Source organism: Vibrio sp. 10N.261.51.C6 (assembly GCF_041471785.1).
GTDB lineage: Bacteria > Pseudomonadota > Gammaproteobacteria > Enterobacterales > Vibrionaceae > Vibrio > Vibrio crassostreae_C.
In genome coordinates this window covers 13331-30094 of the sequence record NZ_JBFRPB010000012.1, presented here as the reverse complement: position 1 = coordinate 30094, position 16764 = coordinate 13331, and the positions used below count along the sequence as shown (strand labels likewise).

Genomic DNA, 16764 nt, shown 5'->3' with positions numbered 1-16764 from the left:
TTGAAGGTTATGTTGAAAATATAAGTGAGGTTGGTGGTAAAGTGAATGCTACTCGCTAAGAAAGCTGAATTAACTGCTCTTCGACGAAAATAAAAAAGTGAGCATTTCTGCTCACTTCCTACTTATAAACAATCCATTTTGACTCTGTTTCGTCAGAGATCTCGCTAACGACAAGTTACCTGCTGTTAAACGATTTACTGCCAGACAATCTGAGAGTCACCGCTAGAAACCACCTGTTGTAATGGAGGTTGACCATCGTAGAACCAAATCTCTATCAAGAGTGCGTCATGGTTTACCGGTGCTGCAAAGTTCGAGGCGAATACGCCATTATCTAATGGACCTGCAATGACCTTGCTGGAGTAATCCGGCTTCAAGGTTGAGTCATCTCTTGTGCTAAATCGGCTATAAACGGTCACAAAAGAACGATCTGTCGAAATGCTGCTGATGTCGATGTCGAGATCAAACTGTTCAACAGAGTTGTAGTCAAACCCGTCAGGTACCACCAAATCACTCATCGTATAGCTTTGCGCTGCTACCGCACTTGTCGCGGGAGACGGCGAAGGCGTTGCGGTTACCGGAGTCGTTGCTGTTACCGGATTCGACGGAGTTGCAGGAGTCGACGGTGTAGATGGCGATGGAGTAGATGCACTGCCGCCGCCGCCCCCACCGCCGCCCCCACAACCGGCTAATACTAATGGTGCTGCAGCTAAAATAATGGCTAGTGACTTCTTGATGTTCCAAGTGCTTTGTACAGACATACGTTTTTCCTCAGAGAGATTGCGACTCGAATTAACGCAATGATTGTCTCGATATTGTTTAGTGTGAATAGTCATAACGTCTCTCCTTATGGTTCGTAACGTTGGTTGTCTGCAGGTGATTGGTACCATGTCTGGTTCGTTTCACCGCCGGATTCTGCGTATTCTTTAAACTCTGGATAAGCGGTAACAATATCGACGTACTCCAAAGGCCACTCCCATTCGTCATCTGAAGTCACTATTAGCGCCCAAGGGTGATTTTCTACTGTTTTGAAGTATTTACCTGTTGATGGATTACTGTCATCAACGCCTAATCCAGCTTCAAAGAGGTTAGTGGTATCAAATGCTTCTGTTGGCGCTTGGTCTGGTAAGTGAACCTCCCAGCTGCGTCCTGGATGTAGAGGTAGGTTTTCACCGTGATAATACCCAGGCGTTGCGAAGATGAACGGGTCGTAAGGCATATCGGTCCAGCTGCCAGTACTCACACCGTCACCGGCTAAAGTAATACCAATTTGGAACGAGAACTGCTCATCCTCTTTACATCCATTACTGGTGCGGTAGAAGGTACAGCCAGTGCTGATTTTTTCTGTCAGGTCATTGGCGATAACAAAGATTGCTTCACTACGTCCATCTTCTAGGTCAAGGTCAGTGAATACACCGTTGTGTTTCATGTAAGAGCTACCACTACTCACCAAGCTCGGGGCTAGGTTAGGAAGTCGAACAGCAAAACCATTTCTGTACGTTGCCCCGACAGCAGCTAGGCGGCCGTCGATAGTGGACTTAACGACTTTTCCATCTTTAAGGATCTCAGTAATGCGATACATAAGAACAGCATCGTTCATGTCGTAGTCGGCTTTATAAGGCCAGTTATCTTCGTACGCGAGCGTTGCGTAGCCAGAAGCACTTGGGAAGTAACGAGCGGTGGCGCCATCGTTAAGGACATCGACTTGAATATCGACCACCTCACCAGAGGTTGAACCGCCAAAGTAACTTAGGTTGGTTTGTTGGCTGAATCTAAATCTAGCCCACGTAGTACCGGTTAGTGCGTTGATGTCGACATTTAGGAATAGATCGTTTTCACCAGCATCGAGCGCGTAATCTGTAAACACTTGCTCGTTGGCGCCATCGAAGCTGCCATCTTGGTTCCAGTCTATCCAAGCTGAAAGGTAACCGGTTGTTGAAGCTTCAATTACTACTTTTGAATCAAGCCCTGCTTCAAGTGCGGTAACAAAACCGATACCACCGTTTGCCCATTCATCATCCACCCCGACAGTTTCATCTGATTGAGGTGTGACATAACCATCTAAATCCGCATCTGGAGGAGTTGTACCTAACCATGTGATGCCATCGAGTTCATGTCGAGGGCCATTGCTCGCCAGTAACGTTAGGTAGCTGTCTGGAGCATCACCGAAGTCGATGTTTGAGTCTTCATCAACAACAGGTGCATTAGCACAACGAGCACCATCGTTTTGACCAGAAGCTGGGCCATTCGAAACAAATTCAACGGCTGGAACAATACCTGCCGCGATATTGGCAGCGTTGTCTGGAGACAGATTGATACGGTAAATTTTACCGTCTTGGTTTCGAGATACGTAGTAGTAGCCGTTGACATCAAAATAGCCCGCACCGAACGTACCTAACTCGCCGGTGTCTCCGATGTAGGTTTCGGCACCAGTTGTAGGGTTGAAGCTGTATAAGCCACCAGAGTTATTATCGATACCATATAAAGAGCCATCACTTGGATGAAAGGCGAAATCAGTCAATTTTACAGTTGCTGGGCTGCCGACAATTTTGTTAACGGTAACAGTCGCGTTTGGGTCTGCGTCTAAAGGCGATAGGTCAACAGTGAATAAGCCTTTCCCTGTACGGTAAAGGTAATACACATGGTCATAAACGTCGCCGACATAGAAAGTGTGATCGGTTGGTAAGCCACTGGTATTGATAACTTCTGCTTGGAAGTCTTGACCAAGACGCACTAAACGTTTGTTGGTGGTGTCATAGCCATAAATATATCTGTCTTGGAAATCAAATCCGACACCATTGATATTGGCATTCATGCCCGTATCGTCTTCTAACAGAGTGGTTGAGCCGGTCACTAGGTTTACACCCCAAACCTCAACGGGTTTCGACTGAAAGAGGTATGCTTGACTAGGGCAGGTATCGAATGGCGCTGCGTTGGCGACTAGAGGGGCACTTAATAGCAAACTTAACGTTGTAATTCTCATATCTACATCCTTGTGATGGAAGGTACAGATACAGTTACAAGTTATGTGCCAAATTTAACATGTTGATTTTTAACGATTATATTTTGTGGTGCTGATTTTTTTATTGTATTCTCAAAATGAGAACTCAAATGAAACTAATCTCTCATAGAGTATTTCAAATTGATAAAGCGAGTTGAGATGCTGACGTTGAGATATAAAAAAGCCCCAACATATAGTCAAGGCTTAAGTTTTCGATAAGAGGGGATATGATTTAGCTTATCCACACACCGAACAATTAGGCATCTTCATTAAATTCATTTCACGCCAGCTGTGAGACATGGCATCGAGAATCAAAAGCTTGCCTTGCTTTGGTTGTCCAAACCCGGCAATAACCTTGATAGCTTCCAAAGCCTGAGCTGCGCCAACCATGCCAACAACAGGTGCCATCACACCGGCTTCAACACAGCTTAGAGCAGCGTTGCCGAATAGAGCGCTCAAGCACTGGTAGCAAGGTGCATTTTCATCTTGATAAGTGAATACGCTAATCTGACCTTCCATGCGAATCGCAGCACCAGAAACTAAAGGCGTTTTAGATGCGTAACATAAGCGGTTCAATTGATTGCGCGTTTCAACGTTGTCGCTGGCATCAAGTACTAACGAATGCGCTTCAATGAGCTTTGCTAGTGCCTCGTCATCAAGTCTGTGGTCGACCGTTTCAACTCTAAGGTGTGGGTTTAACACCTGTAATGATTCAGCGGCTGAAACGACTTTCTTCTTACCAATATCAGCATCGGTGTGAAGCACTTGTCGTTGCAAGTTTGAAAGCTCGACAACATCGTCGTCGATCAGCATTAGCTTACCAATACCCGCAGTCGCAAGGTATTGAGCAGAGGCACAGCCTAAACCACCCGCACCTAACACCAAAATCGAGCTCTGTTTCAGCGCTTCTTGACCCTCAAAATCAAACTGCTTGAGAATGATCTGGCGGTTATAGCGAAGCATCTCTGCGTCAGACAGTATTTCCATCAGCAAGCCTCGTTAGTAAAGCGTGGAGTTAAACAGTTGAATCTGAACCGTTTCACCGACTTCAACACGGCCACGTTCGCGCTCTAGTACCACAAAGCAGTTTGCTAAGCTCATTGAGCGGAAAGCGCCAGAGCTTTGGTTACCTGTTGTTTCTACTACAAACTTACCGTTTTCAATCGAGTAAATACCACGTTGATAATCAGTACGGCCTGGGCCTTTTTTGAATGCAGATTTAGTGATCGCAGGAATCGATTCTGGTGCTGTCCACGCAGTGTGACCGGCAAGTTTAGCCAGCATAGGTTGAACTAACACGTACATGGTCATCATTGCAGACACTGGGTTACCCGGTAGGCCACAGAACCAAGCGTTGTCTAGCTCACCAAATGCGAATGGTTTACCTGGTTTGATTGCTAGTTTCCAAAAGCCGATTTCGCCAAGCTCTTCAAGAATGTCTTTGGTGTAATCAGCTTCGCCGACACTTACGCCACCAGAAGTGACAACTACGTCTGCCAGTTCTTGCGCTTTTACAAAGGTTTCTTTAAGCGTTGCAGGGCAATCAGGAATAATACCTAGGTCAATTGCTTCGCAACCAAACGCTTCAATCAGTGGTTTGATACCGTAGCGGTTGCTGTCGTAGATCTGACCATCTTCAAGCGGTTGGCCTAATGGCTTGAGCTCATCGCCAGTAGAGAAGAAAGCGACTTTAGGTTTGTGTGCCACAGTTACATGACTCACACCGAGCGAAGCAATCATTGGAATGTCACGAGGTGTTAAACGTTCGCCACGGCTAAGAACGATATCGCCTTGCTTGATGTCGTCACCGGTAGGGCGAATGTTATTGTTCAGCTTGATGTCGTCTTGCTGAATCTCAATGCCAGCGTCAGTTTCAGCCGTGTTTTCTTGCATGATTACGACGTCACAACCTTCCGGGATCTTTGCGCCAGTCATAATGCGAATACAGGTGTTTGCTGGCCATTCACCTTCAAAAGGTTGACCTGCAAAGGACTTGCCCGCTAAAGGCAGCACTTTACTGTTCTCTAGGTCTGCTAAGCGCAGTGCATAGCCGTCCATTGCTGAGTTATCAAAAGGAGGTACGAAAATAGGGGATAGAATATCTTCAGCAAGTACGTAACCCAATGCTTCTGCCAATGGCAGTGATAAGGTCGTTTGAATAGGTTGAATTGGTGATAGCAGCTTATCTAGTGCTTCTTCAATTGGCATCAAGCCCGGAGCGTCGCAACAGCCCATAATTGAAATCCTTTGATCGTTATTATTTTGATTTGGCGGTTGGCAATAGGGATTCAATAGTTATCAAATCATGATGGTTCGCCAACGAAATTCTAGCCACTCTAGCACAGTTTAAGCCCCGTAAATAATGACCTCCCTTAAAATATGGGTGTATTTATTCAAAATTCCGAGTATCCTTGTTTGCCATCCAGAAGGGGTAATAAAAGAGGAAGTTCAATGTCAGGTCTTAGCGAATCAGCGAAGTTGGTTAAAGATGCGCTAGCAAGCCGCGGATTAGAGACACCAATGAGTCCTAACCAGGTTAGCCGAGAAGAGAAAAAGGAACGAATCGAACACCATATGCGTGAGATTCTCACTCTCCTTGAACTTGATCTTACGGACGATAGTCTGGAAGAAACACCGCAACGTATTGCTAAAATGTACGTGGATGAAATTTTCTCTGGTTTGGATTACGCTAATTTCCCTAAAATTACTGTAATCGAAAACAAGATGGGCGTTCGTGAGATGGTACGAGTAAAAGACATTACCGTGACCAGTACTTGTGAGCACCACTTAGTGACGATTGATGGTAAGACTGCGGTCGCTTATATCCCGCGTGGGAAAATTATTGGCCTTTCAAAGATCAACCGTATTGTTCGATTCTTTGCTCAGCGCCCACAAGTTCAAGAGCGTATGACGCAGCAGATCCTTGTTGCATTGCAAACGCTACTCGAAACCGATGACGTTGCTGTAACCATGGATGCGGTTCACTACTGCGTGAAATCTCGCGGTGTAATGGATGCAACCAGCGAAACGACAACAACAGCTCTAGGCGGTATCTTCAGATCAAACCCAGCAACGCGCCACGAGTTCTTACACGGCCTGCGTTGATTCACTGCATTATTAGATGAATTCAATTTAGCCTCTGTAAATTGATGTTCATTGAAATATATTCTAAGCCTCGCTTTATGCGGGGCTTTTTTACGCCTGTAATGAAGTCAACTGTAATGGCTGAGAATGCTGTTATTCCCTAAAGTGAAGAATGAACGTAATAGGGAATCTGTTGCGGCCAAGCAGAAAAAGCACGCTCTATATCTTAACGTTTGTTGAAAGCATATAGAGCGTAACTAGAATCAGTCGCTGGTGGAGTGCTTAAGAAAGGTTAAACAAACGCTTTAAGTGGTGAACAATACCGGATGGCTTGTTCTCGGCTTGATAGATGCTCAAACCATCGTAAAAACTCGCCATGAACTCTACGCGAATCTCATCATCACTGCTTCTCGATATACGAGACAGTAGCGTAGCGGCTACAGCTGCGTGATCATTGGCTAGGCTGTAATCCATTCCTAGTCGTCCTTGAATGAACAACCACAAATGCGTGACTAGTTTTAACTGTTGAGCGTTAGAGTTTTGAAACTTGTCGCTGTGCTCAGTTCCCACTGTATTATCGAATACATTTTGCATCGCCTCATTCGCTTCTTTATTGCTTTCAAAGCGATAGCTTGCATCGATATGTTCCTTGGTTAGCAAGCCAAGCAACGTCTGACGTGCAGAGTTCTCCGGCTTGTTCTCGCAAGCGTGTTTAAACAAAGCGTGGTTTTCATCAATAAATGACGACAGCTCTTTCTCGTAGCCTGTCGAGAGCGCTTTGACTGAACCTAAACCTGCTTCTTTTAAACACTGGTGAAGCTTGGTTCTAGCTTGTTGTTTAGCTTTGATTTCTTGCTGCGCGTCGGCTTGTTGCTTGGCTTCTTCTAGCTGGCTAGCTTCTGTTTGCGAATTATTCGGGGTTGGACGCTCAGTCATTACTCTGTAGCTCTTCCCACGTTACTTCTGCCGATTGAGTATCGCTGTTAATGAAAGCAGAGTTACCCGTCAGCATGACTGAAAGATCCATCGTACGTTGTGTCATCGCCGCTAGCTGCTCAATACCATCGTTGTCTAGACGAACGATCTGAGCTTTTAGGTAGCCGAATTTACCTTTGTTCTGCTCCCACCAAACGTTTGATTTAGTGTTGAAGCTGAATACGCGTACTGATTTAGATAGGCGAGTTGCCTTCTTAACACGCTCTGGATCGGGTTCGCCCACATCGACCCATTCTAGGATTTGATCGTCTAACGACTTCTGCCATAAATCGGGTTCTTCAATGCTAGACAATCCTTTAGTGAACTCAAGTTCAGGAGATGCATTGATACAGAAAGCCATGATTCGAGCCATCATTCGCTGTTCTGTTTCAGAAGGGTGTTGTGCAACCGTTAGATTGAAAGAGTCGTAATAGTCGCGATTCATATCGGTTAAAGAGATACGAAACTTATAGATTGTCGGTTTAAGAGCCATTGAGAGGGTGTCTTAGGTAGAAATAGTGAAGGGGAATATTACCTTAAATCTCTGAATAGCGGGTAAAAAAATAGCCAGCAGAGGCTGGCTATTTTTAGAAAGCTTTAAAATACTAGATTAAAGTACTTTGATGCTGTCAGCTTGTGGGCCTTTTTGACCTTGAGATACTACGAACTCAACTTTTTGGCCTTCAGCAAGAGTTTTGAAACCGTCGCCAGTGATAGCAGAGAAGTGTGCGAATACGTCTGGGCCGTTTTCTTGTTGAATGAAGCCGAAGCCTTTAGTTTCGTTGAACCATTTTACTGTACCAGTAACTGTGTTAGACATGATGATATCCTAAAATTAAATTTTTATTTTGAGCCAATTGTGGCACTGATAGCGCGGAAAAGTTTATTGCTATTGCGTACAACACAACGGGGTTACTAGTAATCCAACGAAATGTTTATATACAAAGAACTTTCTTTCTAGCCGGGAACGAGTCTAAATCAAATCAGGGGATAGTCAATCGAATACATAGGGAAAGGTTGCAGAAACTTGGGGGTAGTCAAACTTTGCATTCCTTAAATATCATGGAGTTACAGTTGTATGGTGATTTGTTGTAGTTTTTGTGAAAAAGGTGGTCGAAATTGATGACGAATTTGGAGTAAATGCACTGTTTTAGCGCATTCATTTTTGCAAATTTAAAGCCGCTAACTGGGCGTTGAGCCCACTTTTAACGGCTTATATTTATAAATGTCGTTGTAAGGTAAGTGCCTTTACTTGAACGAGGTCTCGGCTACTTTTTCAAGCGGTACAGGTTGCCATTATCAGTGCTGAAGAAGATGTCTCCGTTTGGTGAAGTTTCGATGTCTCTTACCCTTTCGCCCAAGTCCTCTAAAATGCGTTCTTCCTCGATTGCCTCACCTTGTTCATTGACTGTCACAATATTGATGTGAGTAAGTTTTAGTGCGCCAGCCAGCAGTTTGCCTTTCAGCTCTGGGTATTTGTCTCCTTGGTAAACAATCAAACTGCCCGGAGCGATTGAAGGAACATAGACTTTTTTTGGCGCTTCAATACCATCTTTGGTTTCCGATTCGCCAACGCTGATAGGGCCCCAATACTCTTTTCCGTGTGAGGTGACAGGCCACCCATAGTTGGCACCCGCTTTTATTAGGTTAATTTCATCACCACCGCGAGGGCCGTGTTCAATCGACCAAAGCTTTTGAGTCGGGAAATCGTAATACAGACCTTGTGGATTACGATGGCCAAAGCTCCAAATTTCATTGAGCACTTTGTTGTTATCCGTGAATGGGTTATCGCTTGGTGTGCTTCCATCGGCATTCAGTCGTAATATTGATCCGGCGTGAGTCATGGTGTCTTGGCCGTTGTCTCGATCACCACGGTCGCCGATTGAAAAATACAGGTGGCTATCATCAAAGGTGATACGGCTACCAAAGTGACGTCCGGTGTCCGTTCTAGATTTAGATACAAACACATCTGTCCAATTGGTGACTTCATTATTGCTGTAATTAGCAGAAGCCAGTGTCGTTACGCCTTCACTATCGACGTCTTTACTGTAAGTGACGTAGAACTTTCCGTTTTCAAAAGGGGAGAGTGCGATATCCAATAATCCACCTTGGCCTTTCGCCCATACATTGGGCAGCCTGAACAGTGTGTTTTGATCGCCTGTTTTTAAATCGACATGTTTAATGACGCCTGATTTTTCTGTGACTAACATGGACTTATCGTTGACATAAGCCAGTCCCCAAGGGATCACGAGTCCGTCGGTGATCTTCTCTGCCTGCCATGCAAAGGCTGACGTTATAGGACCAGAGGCAAGCAGCGCCAAAGCACATGAAAAAATACGGTGATGAGTGTTCATTGAAATCCCTTGATTATGAGCATCTAGTGTTAGTCTAGCGCTTGTGACCGATTGGCGGAAAGCCGAGGTTGCTGAAAAGTGACTATTCACATATTTAGTTGAACGCCTATTGTATGATTATACAAGCTCACGTATGTTTACTGTGCCTTTCTCTATTTGATCCCGTCGGAGCATTATGAACAACTCACCAGCAGCATTTTCGCTATTTTCTCAGTTTTTATGTTGTGAGTTAGATACGCACGATTTTTCTTCGAACGGACCTATTAAACGATGAGTCGTGGATTTGATTTTAAATCGATCTTACTTGCGTGCTTGGTCATCAGTATCGGCCAGCTCAGTATGGGCTTGGTGTTTCCTTCTTTGCCTTGGATCGCAAAAGATTTTGATGTCTCGCTAGAGCAAGCCCAGCTTTTGGTGAGTGTGTATTTATTAGGCTTTGGCCCTTCCCAGTTTATTTATGGCCCTATTTCCGATGCTTTGGGACGCAAGAAGGTACTGCTAAGCGGTTTGTTGATTGCCATGCTTGGGTTATTGATGATCATCTTCTTCAGCCATTCGTTTACTAGCATGGTGATGGGGCGATTCCTGCAAGGCTTAGGAACCGGTTGTTGCGCGGTACTTGCTCGTGCTTCTACGCGAGACAGATTCAGTGGGGCAGACTTGCCTTTGGCGATGTCTTACATTGCTATGGTTGCGTCTATAACACCTTTGATCGCGCCCGTTATCGGTGGATTCATTAACTTCCATTTTGGCTGGAGCATGGTGTTTATCTCGCTACTTGGCTATGTCTCATTAGCTTGGGTGGTGTTAGCGTTCAAATTTAAGGAAACCGTCACTCAGGTTTCGGCGATCCCTTCGCCTAAGAGAATGGTTTCTCAATATAAAGAGCTACTCACTTCTCGTTATTTTATGAGCTTTGCGAGTATCGGTTGGCTTAACTTTAGCTTGATGATCACCACTGTGTCGGTGATGCCATTTATCATGCAAAACCAGATTGGTATGACGTCAGATGAATACGCGATGTGGGCGGTGATTCCAGCATTAGGCATGCTTGGCGGAACAGGCTTATGTAACCGTATTCGCCCTATGCTGGGTAACAAGAAAACTCTGTTATGCACACCTGTATTGCACGTTGCTGCGGCCTTGTGGCTGTTCTTCTGTCCACTCGAACCTTTGTATCTCATGCTTGGCCAGTTCTTGATGATCCTTGGTAATGGTATTGCGTTACCTTGTGCTCAGGCGTTAGTGATGTTGCCTTATAAGAAGAACGCTGGCGCGGCGGCTGCGATGTCTGGTGGCGGGCAGATGGTGGTGTCTTCAATTGTGAGTATGGGCCTGGTTCAGTTAGGGTTAGGGGAAGCGTGGCATTTATCGCTCGTTATCATGCTGTTCACATTGATTACCCTGTTTAACATTTTGCGTGGTTTCAGTAGCCAAGAAGCGAGAGAGTCTCAGCTCAGTTAGTTGCTTAGGTAATTAGCTAGCTGCCTGGCTAGTAGGAACGAGAAGGCCATTGAAATGATGAATTTCAATGGCCTTTTTAATGTTCAGCGCTTTGGTTTAAGTTACCAGAATATATGCTATTTTCTGACTGCTTAGGGCAAGTGGTAGTGTTCCGAGCGCAGCTTGCGGCAGGGACGTTAGTTTCCATTATTGCTGGCAGCTACTTTATCTTCTTGCTACTGAAATCTCGAAGAACATAGGTTTTGCTCATGACCGAAAGCCATTGCTAATCAAAGCTACTGGCAATCAAAGCCATTGGCGATAAAAGCTACGGATGAAAAGCAGTGAATGGAGCGATCCATCACTGCTTTTTTGTTGATGTCGTTTGTGTAAAGGGAAAGACGTTAAGCAACACAGGTCTCGCTTCTTAATGTGCAAGTTTGGCATATGTTAATAAAATGTATAACCTAAAGGTCTGACCACTGATAAGGTAGCCACCATGCCAAACCTCGATCGTATTACTTGTTCTATCGATAAAAACCAAATTGCGACGGTTGTGTTGAATCGACCCGATAAGCTCAATGCTATTGATATGGCAATGTTTCAAGGCGTGAATAACATGGTGACTCAGCTGAAAAAGAACACCGAGATTCGTGCCGTAATAGTAAAAGGTGAGGGTTCTGATTTTTGTTCAGGGCTTGATGTTAAGTCCCTATTAACCAGTAAATCTGGGGCGATGAAGCTCTTGTTTAAATGGCTACCGACACTGCCTAACGCTGCACAACGCTTTTCATTGGGTTGGCGAGATATTCCATGCCCTGTCATTTTTACGATTCATGGTCGTTGTTGGGGAGGCGGCCTGCAATTGGTCAGTGGGGGTGATTTTAGAATTGCTAGCCCGGATGCGAACTTCTCTATATTGGAAGCAAAGTGGGGTCTGATTCCAGACATGGGAGGCGCTATCGCTTTTAGAGAGCTGATGCGTAAAGATCACACCCTTGAAATGGCGATGACGGCCAAAGTGATCGACTGTGAAACCGCTAAAGAATATGGGTTGGTGACCAAGATTGCCGAAGATCCTTACGCTGAAGCCTATGCGTTGGCACTTGAGTGTGCGAATCGGTCGCCAGATGTCGTCGCTGCTAACAAGAAGCTCTACAACAAGACTTGGTGGTCAAGCCCGGGCATGGCTGTATTCTGCGAAACTTGGTATCAGATAAAGGTTGGGTTAGGTAAGAACAGGGCGATTGCTGCTCAACGTGAAATTCATCGAGACAAACCACGCCCTTACGTCGCCAGAAAGTTTAAATAGCGCTTGTACAGGAATAATGGATATTCCCTTTGTTTATTGAGCTTTGCGGTAACCTTAGAGCAATTTAATGTCTAAGGCTAAATGAGCGCTCTGATGAACAAAACTTTTACTTACTCTCTAGCTGCCACTGCAATTTTTACGAGCTTAAATGCATTCGCAAGTGGCCTGTTTTTGCAAGAAGCTGTCGTTGCCAACGCTGGTACTACTGGCGCTGGTGATGGTGTTTACACTCGATCTGCAGCGGCGATGTGGACAAACCCTGCCACTATGTCTCACATGGGCGAAAGCAAAACGACCATCAACACCATGGCATTCGATCTTGAAATGAAGTATCAAGATAACGGTGGTAATCCAGATGGTAAAGCTCATTCCGTAATGCCGTCATTTGGTGCCTTCCACGCTCATCAAGTCACAGACAAATTACACCTTGGTATCGCGCTTGGCGCTGTTGGCGGCTCTAGCCTTGATTACGGCAGTGATTGGGCGGGTGCTGCACTTCTAGAAGATATCACTCTTACTGCAATGCAAGTGAACCCATCACTGAGTTATAAGCTGAATGACCAATGGTCAGTAGGCGCGGGTGTGCAATTCAGTTGGGCTGCATTCCAACAAACAACGTCAATGCTTACTGCGAAGCAAGATACTGACTGGGCATACGGCTATAACCTTGGCGTAATGTACACACCGACAGATAAACTTAAGCTGGGCGCAAGTTACCGTTCTAAGCTAGAGCATGAGTTTAACAATGATGTAAATGGCGTTATTAACCAAGGCGTATTGAATTCATTATCAACTGATATTGCTTTACCTGAAATCATCGATGTCAGTGCGAGCTATGCTTTGAACTCTCAACTTGACCTGCTTGCTAGTATTCAGTTCCACCGTTGGAGTGAATGGGATACAACCGTTCTTGATTTTGGAATAGCAGGAAGTCCAATTAATGGTGTTCCGATTGAGCGTGACTGGGATGACGTTTGGAAATTTGCGGTAGGTGCGGATTATCAATTGAATTCAGACTGGCGTTTGAAAGCTGGCTTCTCTTACGAAACTTCTCCGCAAGACGATCCGTCAATGCAATGGGTTGACCTTCCTGTGGGTGAACAGTACCGCTACTCAGTTGGCGCATCTACCTACTGGGACGACATCTTAATTGATGTGTTCTATGAATACGCTGATTTGGGTTCAGTTGAGATGGATCGATATGGTCGATTTGGTCAAGTTAATCTGTTGAATGGTTCGTTCGATGGCCGTATCCACTTTGTTGGTGTTAGCGCGACCTTCTAATGACATTACGTAATCTACTAATCATTACTTTAGTGTCTTTATTTTCAACGGGTGCTTTTGCTGAAGAGAAGCACCCTGATGATCCGACTAAAATCGTAACCAAAGCTGGCGTTGCTTATAACGAAGATCTGCAGTTCTCTGGGTCTATTGGGCTTGATGAAGCGCGAATGATCAACGCTCGTGTTAATGCTGACGGTGAAGAGTGGCGAGTAGGCGGTTCATGGTTGTTGCCTATGGGGATCGTCAATTTCAACTTTAGCCGCTCTGAATACGACAACGATGCTTATAAGAACAACTACAGTATTGGCACATTTATACCACTGAGCTATTTCGATATTGAGCCGTTCGGTTGGCAAATCTTCCCTATGGCTGGTTACAGCTATAATGACGGCGAAGTAGCGGTTTTCGATGATGATAATGTTGGTTCTGACTATGTATTGATGTCGAGCTCAACACACGGTGGCTACATTGGTGCGTTTGGTTTAAAAACGATTACTGATGAATGGTCTATCATGGGCTTCGGTGGCGGTTCAATGGGGTCTGATGATTATTCAGGGTATTGGGCAGGCGTCGGTGCTAGCTACAAGTTGAGTGACGCTCAATCATTCAACTTCTTCACTATTTTTGCTGAGGACGATTTCGGTGAAAATAACAGTGTTGGCGCGTCTTACACCTATGAGTTCAAATAACTGTTAGCAGGCAGAAATTCGCAGGTGGACACCTCTCGTAAGAACCATTGACTTAGTCCAGATTAAATTGAACAAAGTCGCTTATTAAAACTTAGCGACTTTCTTTTGTTACCATTTCTCCAATCTTTTTTATCTCTTTTGGATGCTTTCTATATCTTTCTCACATGAGAGTGCCGCTCTCTTAATCTAGATTAAGTTTTCGCTGCCTTATTCTCTGTAGTATCCGCCTGAATCAGTGCCCATGCTTAATGGGTAACTTGCGTAACACGATTTTGAGAGGAAGACACTTGAGCACTTTGTTTACAGAAACCCACATTGGCAAGATGACACTAAAGAATCGCTTCATGAGAAGTGCAACGTGGGAAAATATGGCCACCGAAGATGGGCATATGACAGATAAACTGTACGCTATCTATGAAGAGTTGGCTCAAGGTGAAGTCGGCCTGATCGTGACGGGCTACGCGAACATTGTTGAAGAAGAAAAGCCGAATGCAGGCATGATGGGTATGTATAACGACTCATTCATTGAAGAGTATCAAAAGCTGACTCAACTGGTGCACGACAACGACTCTAAAATCGTGATGCAGTTGGCTTATGGTGGCACCAAAACCACGCATGACCTTGGCGAGCGAGTAATCTACGCACCAAGTGAGGTTCCAGAAAAAGGAACTCAAACTCTAGGCAAAGCGATGACCAAAGACGAGATCGACTACATTGTTGATGCGTTTGCTCAAGCGTCTTTGAGAGCACAGAAGTCAGGCTTTGATGGCGTTGAAATTCATGCCGCTCACACTTACCTGATTAACCAATTTCTAAGCCCTTATTACAACCAACGTGAAGATGAATACGGCGGTAGCTTAGAAAACCGCATGAGATTTTTGTTAGAGATCTATACCGCGACACGTAAGCTGGTGGGTGATGATTTCCCTATCTTGGTTAAGCTCACGGCATCCGAGTTTTTTGAAGGTGGCGTCACCTTTGAGGAAACACGTATTGTCTGTAAAAAGCTTGAACAAGTGGGTGTGGATGGCATTGTCGTGTCAGGCAATATTCATGGCAAAGCAGACACTATGATTGGCGAGTCGCACGATGGTTTTACCATTCAAGCTGAAGGCTACTTCCATGAGTATGGTCACGCGATTAGCCAAGACGTTAATATCCCAGTGATCACGGTTGGTGGTCTAACGGATTTTGATGCTATCGAAGCGATTGCAAACAACACGGGCATTGAGTACTTCGCGCTTTCAAGACCGCTGCTTTCTGAACCCCATTTAGTGAAGCGTTGGAAGGAAGGGGATAGAAGCCCTGTTGAATGCGAACGATGCTCTAAGTGTCGTACTAAGCGCGGTAACTTCTGCGTGGTGAATAAAGACAGAAAAGTACAGCTTGCACGCATGTAGTCGCTGAGCCCAGCTCCAAGCGAGCTCCGAAGTTTATAGCTGAGTCTAAGTTTGAGCCTGTGTAATCGCGCAGGCTCTTGTTCATTCCGTATTCCACGAAACGAAATTTGAAACCTTATTAATCACATCTTCCTGTCAAATTGGCGCGACTAAACAGTTACACTACGCCTGTAAATTATCCAACCAAGTTATCGATAAAAACTGAGCAAACTTTGAAACTACTTCCTCTTCTTAAGCAACCTCGAATCCACTGACGTCTCTTTAGTTTTAGCGATATTGCTATGATTTAAGCGTGATACTCACTATTCATCCCAGTGAACCCTGTGTTTATAGGGCGTTAGTTTGTGCACCTTGGATTTGCATCGTCGAACATTTTGATAGTTAACGAATAAAACTTAATAGATCATTCAGAGGTAAAAATGCAAAAGAAGCATTGGTCCAAATTCGAGTTGCTGCATGAAGTCGTAACCAACCCCAATATTCACGTAAAAGGTCAACACAGTTATTACAGCGATTGCTGGGATAATGGGTTCGAGCAATCTGTCGTCCGTTATTTACATGGCGACGAAGTCAGCCGCCAGTGGGAGCCTCGATGGGAAATCGACGAACTCCATATCGGCGATTATGTCTGCATTGGCGCAGAGGTTGTGATTTTAATGGGTGGCAACCATACCCACAGAGTTGATTGGTTTTCGCTGTATCCATTTATGGATGTAATCGACGATGCCTACATTGGCAAAGGTGACACTCACATTGAAGATGGGGTGTGGTTAGGCATGAGAGCGATGGTGATGCCCGGTGTGACGATTGGCGAAGGCGCTGTGGTTGCAGCGAATAGTGTGGTGACTAAAGACGTCGCTCCATACAGCATTGTCGGTGGTTCTCCAGCTAAAGTCGTCAAATACCGCTTTGATGAGTCCGTTATTGACGAACTCATGTCATTCAAAATATACGAGTGGCCCTCAGATAAATTTGAAGCGCTGAAACCGTATTTATGTAACTCAGACTTTTCAAAGTTAAAGCAGGCGATAACGGATTACGACAATTGTTTGTAAGGAGCACTTGTAACGAGCGTTTGTAAGGAGCGTTTGTAAGGAGCGTTTTTAAGGTACGGGTATAGCCACAGATTTGTGTAGAAAGATCTGTGTCATATTTATATTGAAAAACACGTTAAATCAGTCCGTTACCTTGCAATACTCAACATGGTGTACCAATCTTATTTCAT

The 16764-nt window shown here is 44.9% G+C and carries 15 protein-coding genes; 7 read left to right on the top strand and 8 right to left on the bottom strand.

Going from position 1 to position 16764, the window contains the following annotated elements:
- Positions 1-194: 194 nt before the first annotated feature.
- The 4 genes from AB4375_RS02810 to moeA all read right to left on the bottom strand — a co-directional run bounded on the left by AB4375_RS02810 (position 195) and on the right by moeA (position 5233).
- Positions 195-833, bottom strand: coding sequence for a hypothetical protein (locus tag AB4375_RS02810; RefSeq protein WP_372050990.1), 639 nt, complete (start codon positions 831-833; stop codon positions 195-197).
- Positions 834-844: 11 nt separating this feature from the next.
- Complete coding sequence (locus AB4375_RS02805) at positions 845-2980, bottom strand: LruC domain-containing protein (RefSeq protein ID WP_372050989.1); 2136 nt, start codon at positions 2978-2980, stop codon at positions 845-847.
- A gap of 255 nt (positions 2981-3235) precedes the next feature.
- A complete protein-coding gene (gene moeB, locus AB4375_RS02800) occupies positions 3236-3985 on the bottom strand; it encodes a molybdopterin-synthase adenylyltransferase MoeB (RefSeq protein ID WP_372050988.1) in 750 nt (249 codons plus the stop codon).
- Positions 3986-3997: 12 nt separating this feature from the next.
- Entirely contained in the window at positions 3998-5233 is a 1236-nt protein-coding gene (gene moeA, locus AB4375_RS02795; protein WP_102393097.1) for a molybdopterin molybdotransferase MoeA, read from the bottom strand.
- Positions 5234-5449: 216 nt separating this feature from the next.
- On the opposite strand from moeA, the gene folE reads away from it, so the two are divergent.
- Positions 5450-6103, top strand: a complete 654-nt coding sequence (gene folE, locus AB4375_RS02790) for a GTP cyclohydrolase I FolE (RefSeq protein ID WP_017061725.1) — start codon at positions 5450-5452, stop codon at positions 6101-6103.
- Positions 6104-6364: 261 nt separating this feature from the next.
- On the opposite strand, the gene AB4375_RS02785 is transcribed toward folE, so the two are convergent.
- From AB4375_RS02785 to AB4375_RS02770, 4 genes are all read right to left on the bottom strand, one after another.
- Complete coding sequence (locus tag AB4375_RS02785) at positions 6365-7018, bottom strand: hypothetical protein (protein WP_372050987.1); 654 nt, start codon at positions 7016-7018, stop codon at positions 6365-6367.
- Positions 7011-7550: a YaeQ family protein gene (locus AB4375_RS02780; protein ID WP_017061727.1), complete on the bottom strand. Its 540-nt coding sequence runs from the start codon at positions 7548-7550 to the stop codon at positions 7011-7013. Before AB4375_RS02780 ends, AB4375_RS02785 begins: the two co-directional genes overlap by 8 nt.
- 117 nt (positions 7551-7667) lie before the next feature.
- Positions 7668-7877 (bottom strand): cold-shock protein, encoded by a 210-nt coding sequence (locus tag AB4375_RS02775; protein ID WP_010430417.1) that lies wholly within the window; start codon positions 7875-7877, stop codon positions 7668-7670.
- A 448-nt stretch (positions 7878-8325) separates the two neighbouring features.
- Positions 8326-9411 carry a PQQ-dependent sugar dehydrogenase gene (locus AB4375_RS02770; RefSeq protein ID WP_017068236.1) on the bottom strand — a complete coding sequence of 362 codons (1086 nt, stop codon included), beginning with the start codon at positions 9409-9411 and terminating at the stop codon, positions 8326-8328.
- Positions 9412-9681: 270 nt separating this feature from the next.
- Here AB4375_RS02770 and AB4375_RS02765 point away from each other — a divergent pair, with 270 nt between their 5' ends.
- The 6 genes from AB4375_RS02765 (at position 9682) to AB4375_RS02740 (ending at position 16594) form a co-directional block, all read left to right on the top strand.
- Positions 9682-10875: a multidrug effflux MFS transporter gene (locus tag AB4375_RS02765; protein ID WP_372050986.1), complete on the top strand. Its 1194-nt coding sequence runs from the start codon at positions 9682-9684 to the stop codon at positions 10873-10875.
- Positions 10876-11353: 478 nt separating this feature from the next.
- Positions 11354-12166, top strand: a complete 813-nt coding sequence (locus AB4375_RS02760; protein WP_372050985.1) for a crotonase/enoyl-CoA hydratase family protein — start codon at positions 11354-11356, stop codon at positions 12164-12166.
- A 93-nt stretch (positions 12167-12259) separates the two neighbouring features.
- On the top strand, positions 12260-13450 hold the full coding sequence (locus AB4375_RS02755; protein WP_017064441.1) for an OmpP1/FadL family transporter: 1191 nt from the start codon (positions 12260-12262) through the stop codon (positions 13448-13450).
- Positions 13450-14139 carry a hypothetical protein gene (locus tag AB4375_RS02750; RefSeq protein WP_017066672.1) on the top strand — a complete coding sequence of 230 codons (690 nt, stop codon included), beginning with the start codon at positions 13450-13452 and terminating at the stop codon, positions 14137-14139. The genes AB4375_RS02755 and AB4375_RS02750 overlap by 1 nt, the downstream gene beginning before the upstream one ends.
- Positions 14140-14426: 287 nt before the next feature.
- On the top strand, positions 14427-15539 hold the full coding sequence (locus tag AB4375_RS02745) for an NADH:flavin oxidoreductase (RefSeq protein ID WP_032546839.1): 1113 nt from the start codon (positions 14427-14429) through the stop codon (positions 15537-15539).
- Positions 15540-15958: 419 nt separating this feature from the next.
- The gene (locus AB4375_RS02740) at positions 15959-16594 is read left to right on the top strand and encodes a CatB-related O-acetyltransferase (RefSeq protein WP_017061734.1); all 636 of its coding nucleotides are present in this window, start codon (positions 15959-15961) and stop codon (positions 16592-16594) included.
- Positions 16595-16764: the final 170 nt, after the last annotated feature.

Excerpts from the sequence above, each read along its gene's own strand:
- AB4375_RS02810 (WP_372050990.1), bottom strand. The coding sequence starts at position 833 with ATGACTATTCACACTAAACAATATCGAGACAATCATTGCGTTAATTCG.
- AB4375_RS02805 (WP_372050989.1), bottom strand. The coding sequence starts at position 2,980 with ATGAGAATTACAACGTTAAGTTTGCTATTAAGTGCCCCTCTAGTCGCC.
- moeB (WP_372050988.1), bottom strand. The coding sequence starts at position 3,985 with ATGGAAATACTGTCTGACGCAGAGATGCTTCGCTATAACCGCCAGATC.
- moeA (WP_102393097.1), bottom strand. The coding sequence starts at position 5,233 with ATGGGCTGTTGCGACGCTCCGGGCTTGATGCCAATTGAAGAAGCACTA.
- folE (WP_017061725.1), top strand. The coding sequence starts at position 5,450 with ATGTCAGGTCTTAGCGAATCAGCGAAGTTGGTTAAAGATGCGCTAGCA.
- AB4375_RS02785 (WP_372050987.1), bottom strand. The coding sequence starts at position 7,018 with ATGACTGAGCGTCCAACCCCGAATAATTCGCAAACAGAAGCTAGCCAG.
- AB4375_RS02780 (WP_017061727.1), bottom strand. The coding sequence starts at position 7,550 with ATGGCTCTTAAACCGACAATCTATAAGTTTCGTATCTCTTTAACCGAT.
- AB4375_RS02775 (WP_010430417.1), bottom strand. The coding sequence starts at position 7,877 with ATGTCTAACACAGTTACTGGTACAGTAAAATGGTTCAACGAAACTAAA.
- AB4375_RS02770 (WP_017068236.1), bottom strand. The coding sequence starts at position 9,411 with ATGAACACTCATCACCGTATTTTTTCATGTGCTTTGGCGCTGCTTGCC.
- AB4375_RS02765 (WP_372050986.1), top strand. The coding sequence starts at position 9,682 with ATGAGTCGTGGATTTGATTTTAAATCGATCTTACTTGCGTGCTTGGTC.
- AB4375_RS02760 (WP_372050985.1), top strand. The coding sequence starts at position 11,354 with ATGCCAAACCTCGATCGTATTACTTGTTCTATCGATAAAAACCAAATT.
- AB4375_RS02755 (WP_017064441.1), top strand. The coding sequence starts at position 12,260 with ATGAACAAAACTTTTACTTACTCTCTAGCTGCCACTGCAATTTTTACG.
- AB4375_RS02750 (WP_017066672.1), top strand. The coding sequence starts at position 13,450 with ATGACATTACGTAATCTACTAATCATTACTTTAGTGTCTTTATTTTCA.
- AB4375_RS02740 (WP_017061734.1), top strand. The coding sequence starts at position 15,959 with ATGCAAAAGAAGCATTGGTCCAAATTCGAGTTGCTGCATGAAGTCGTA.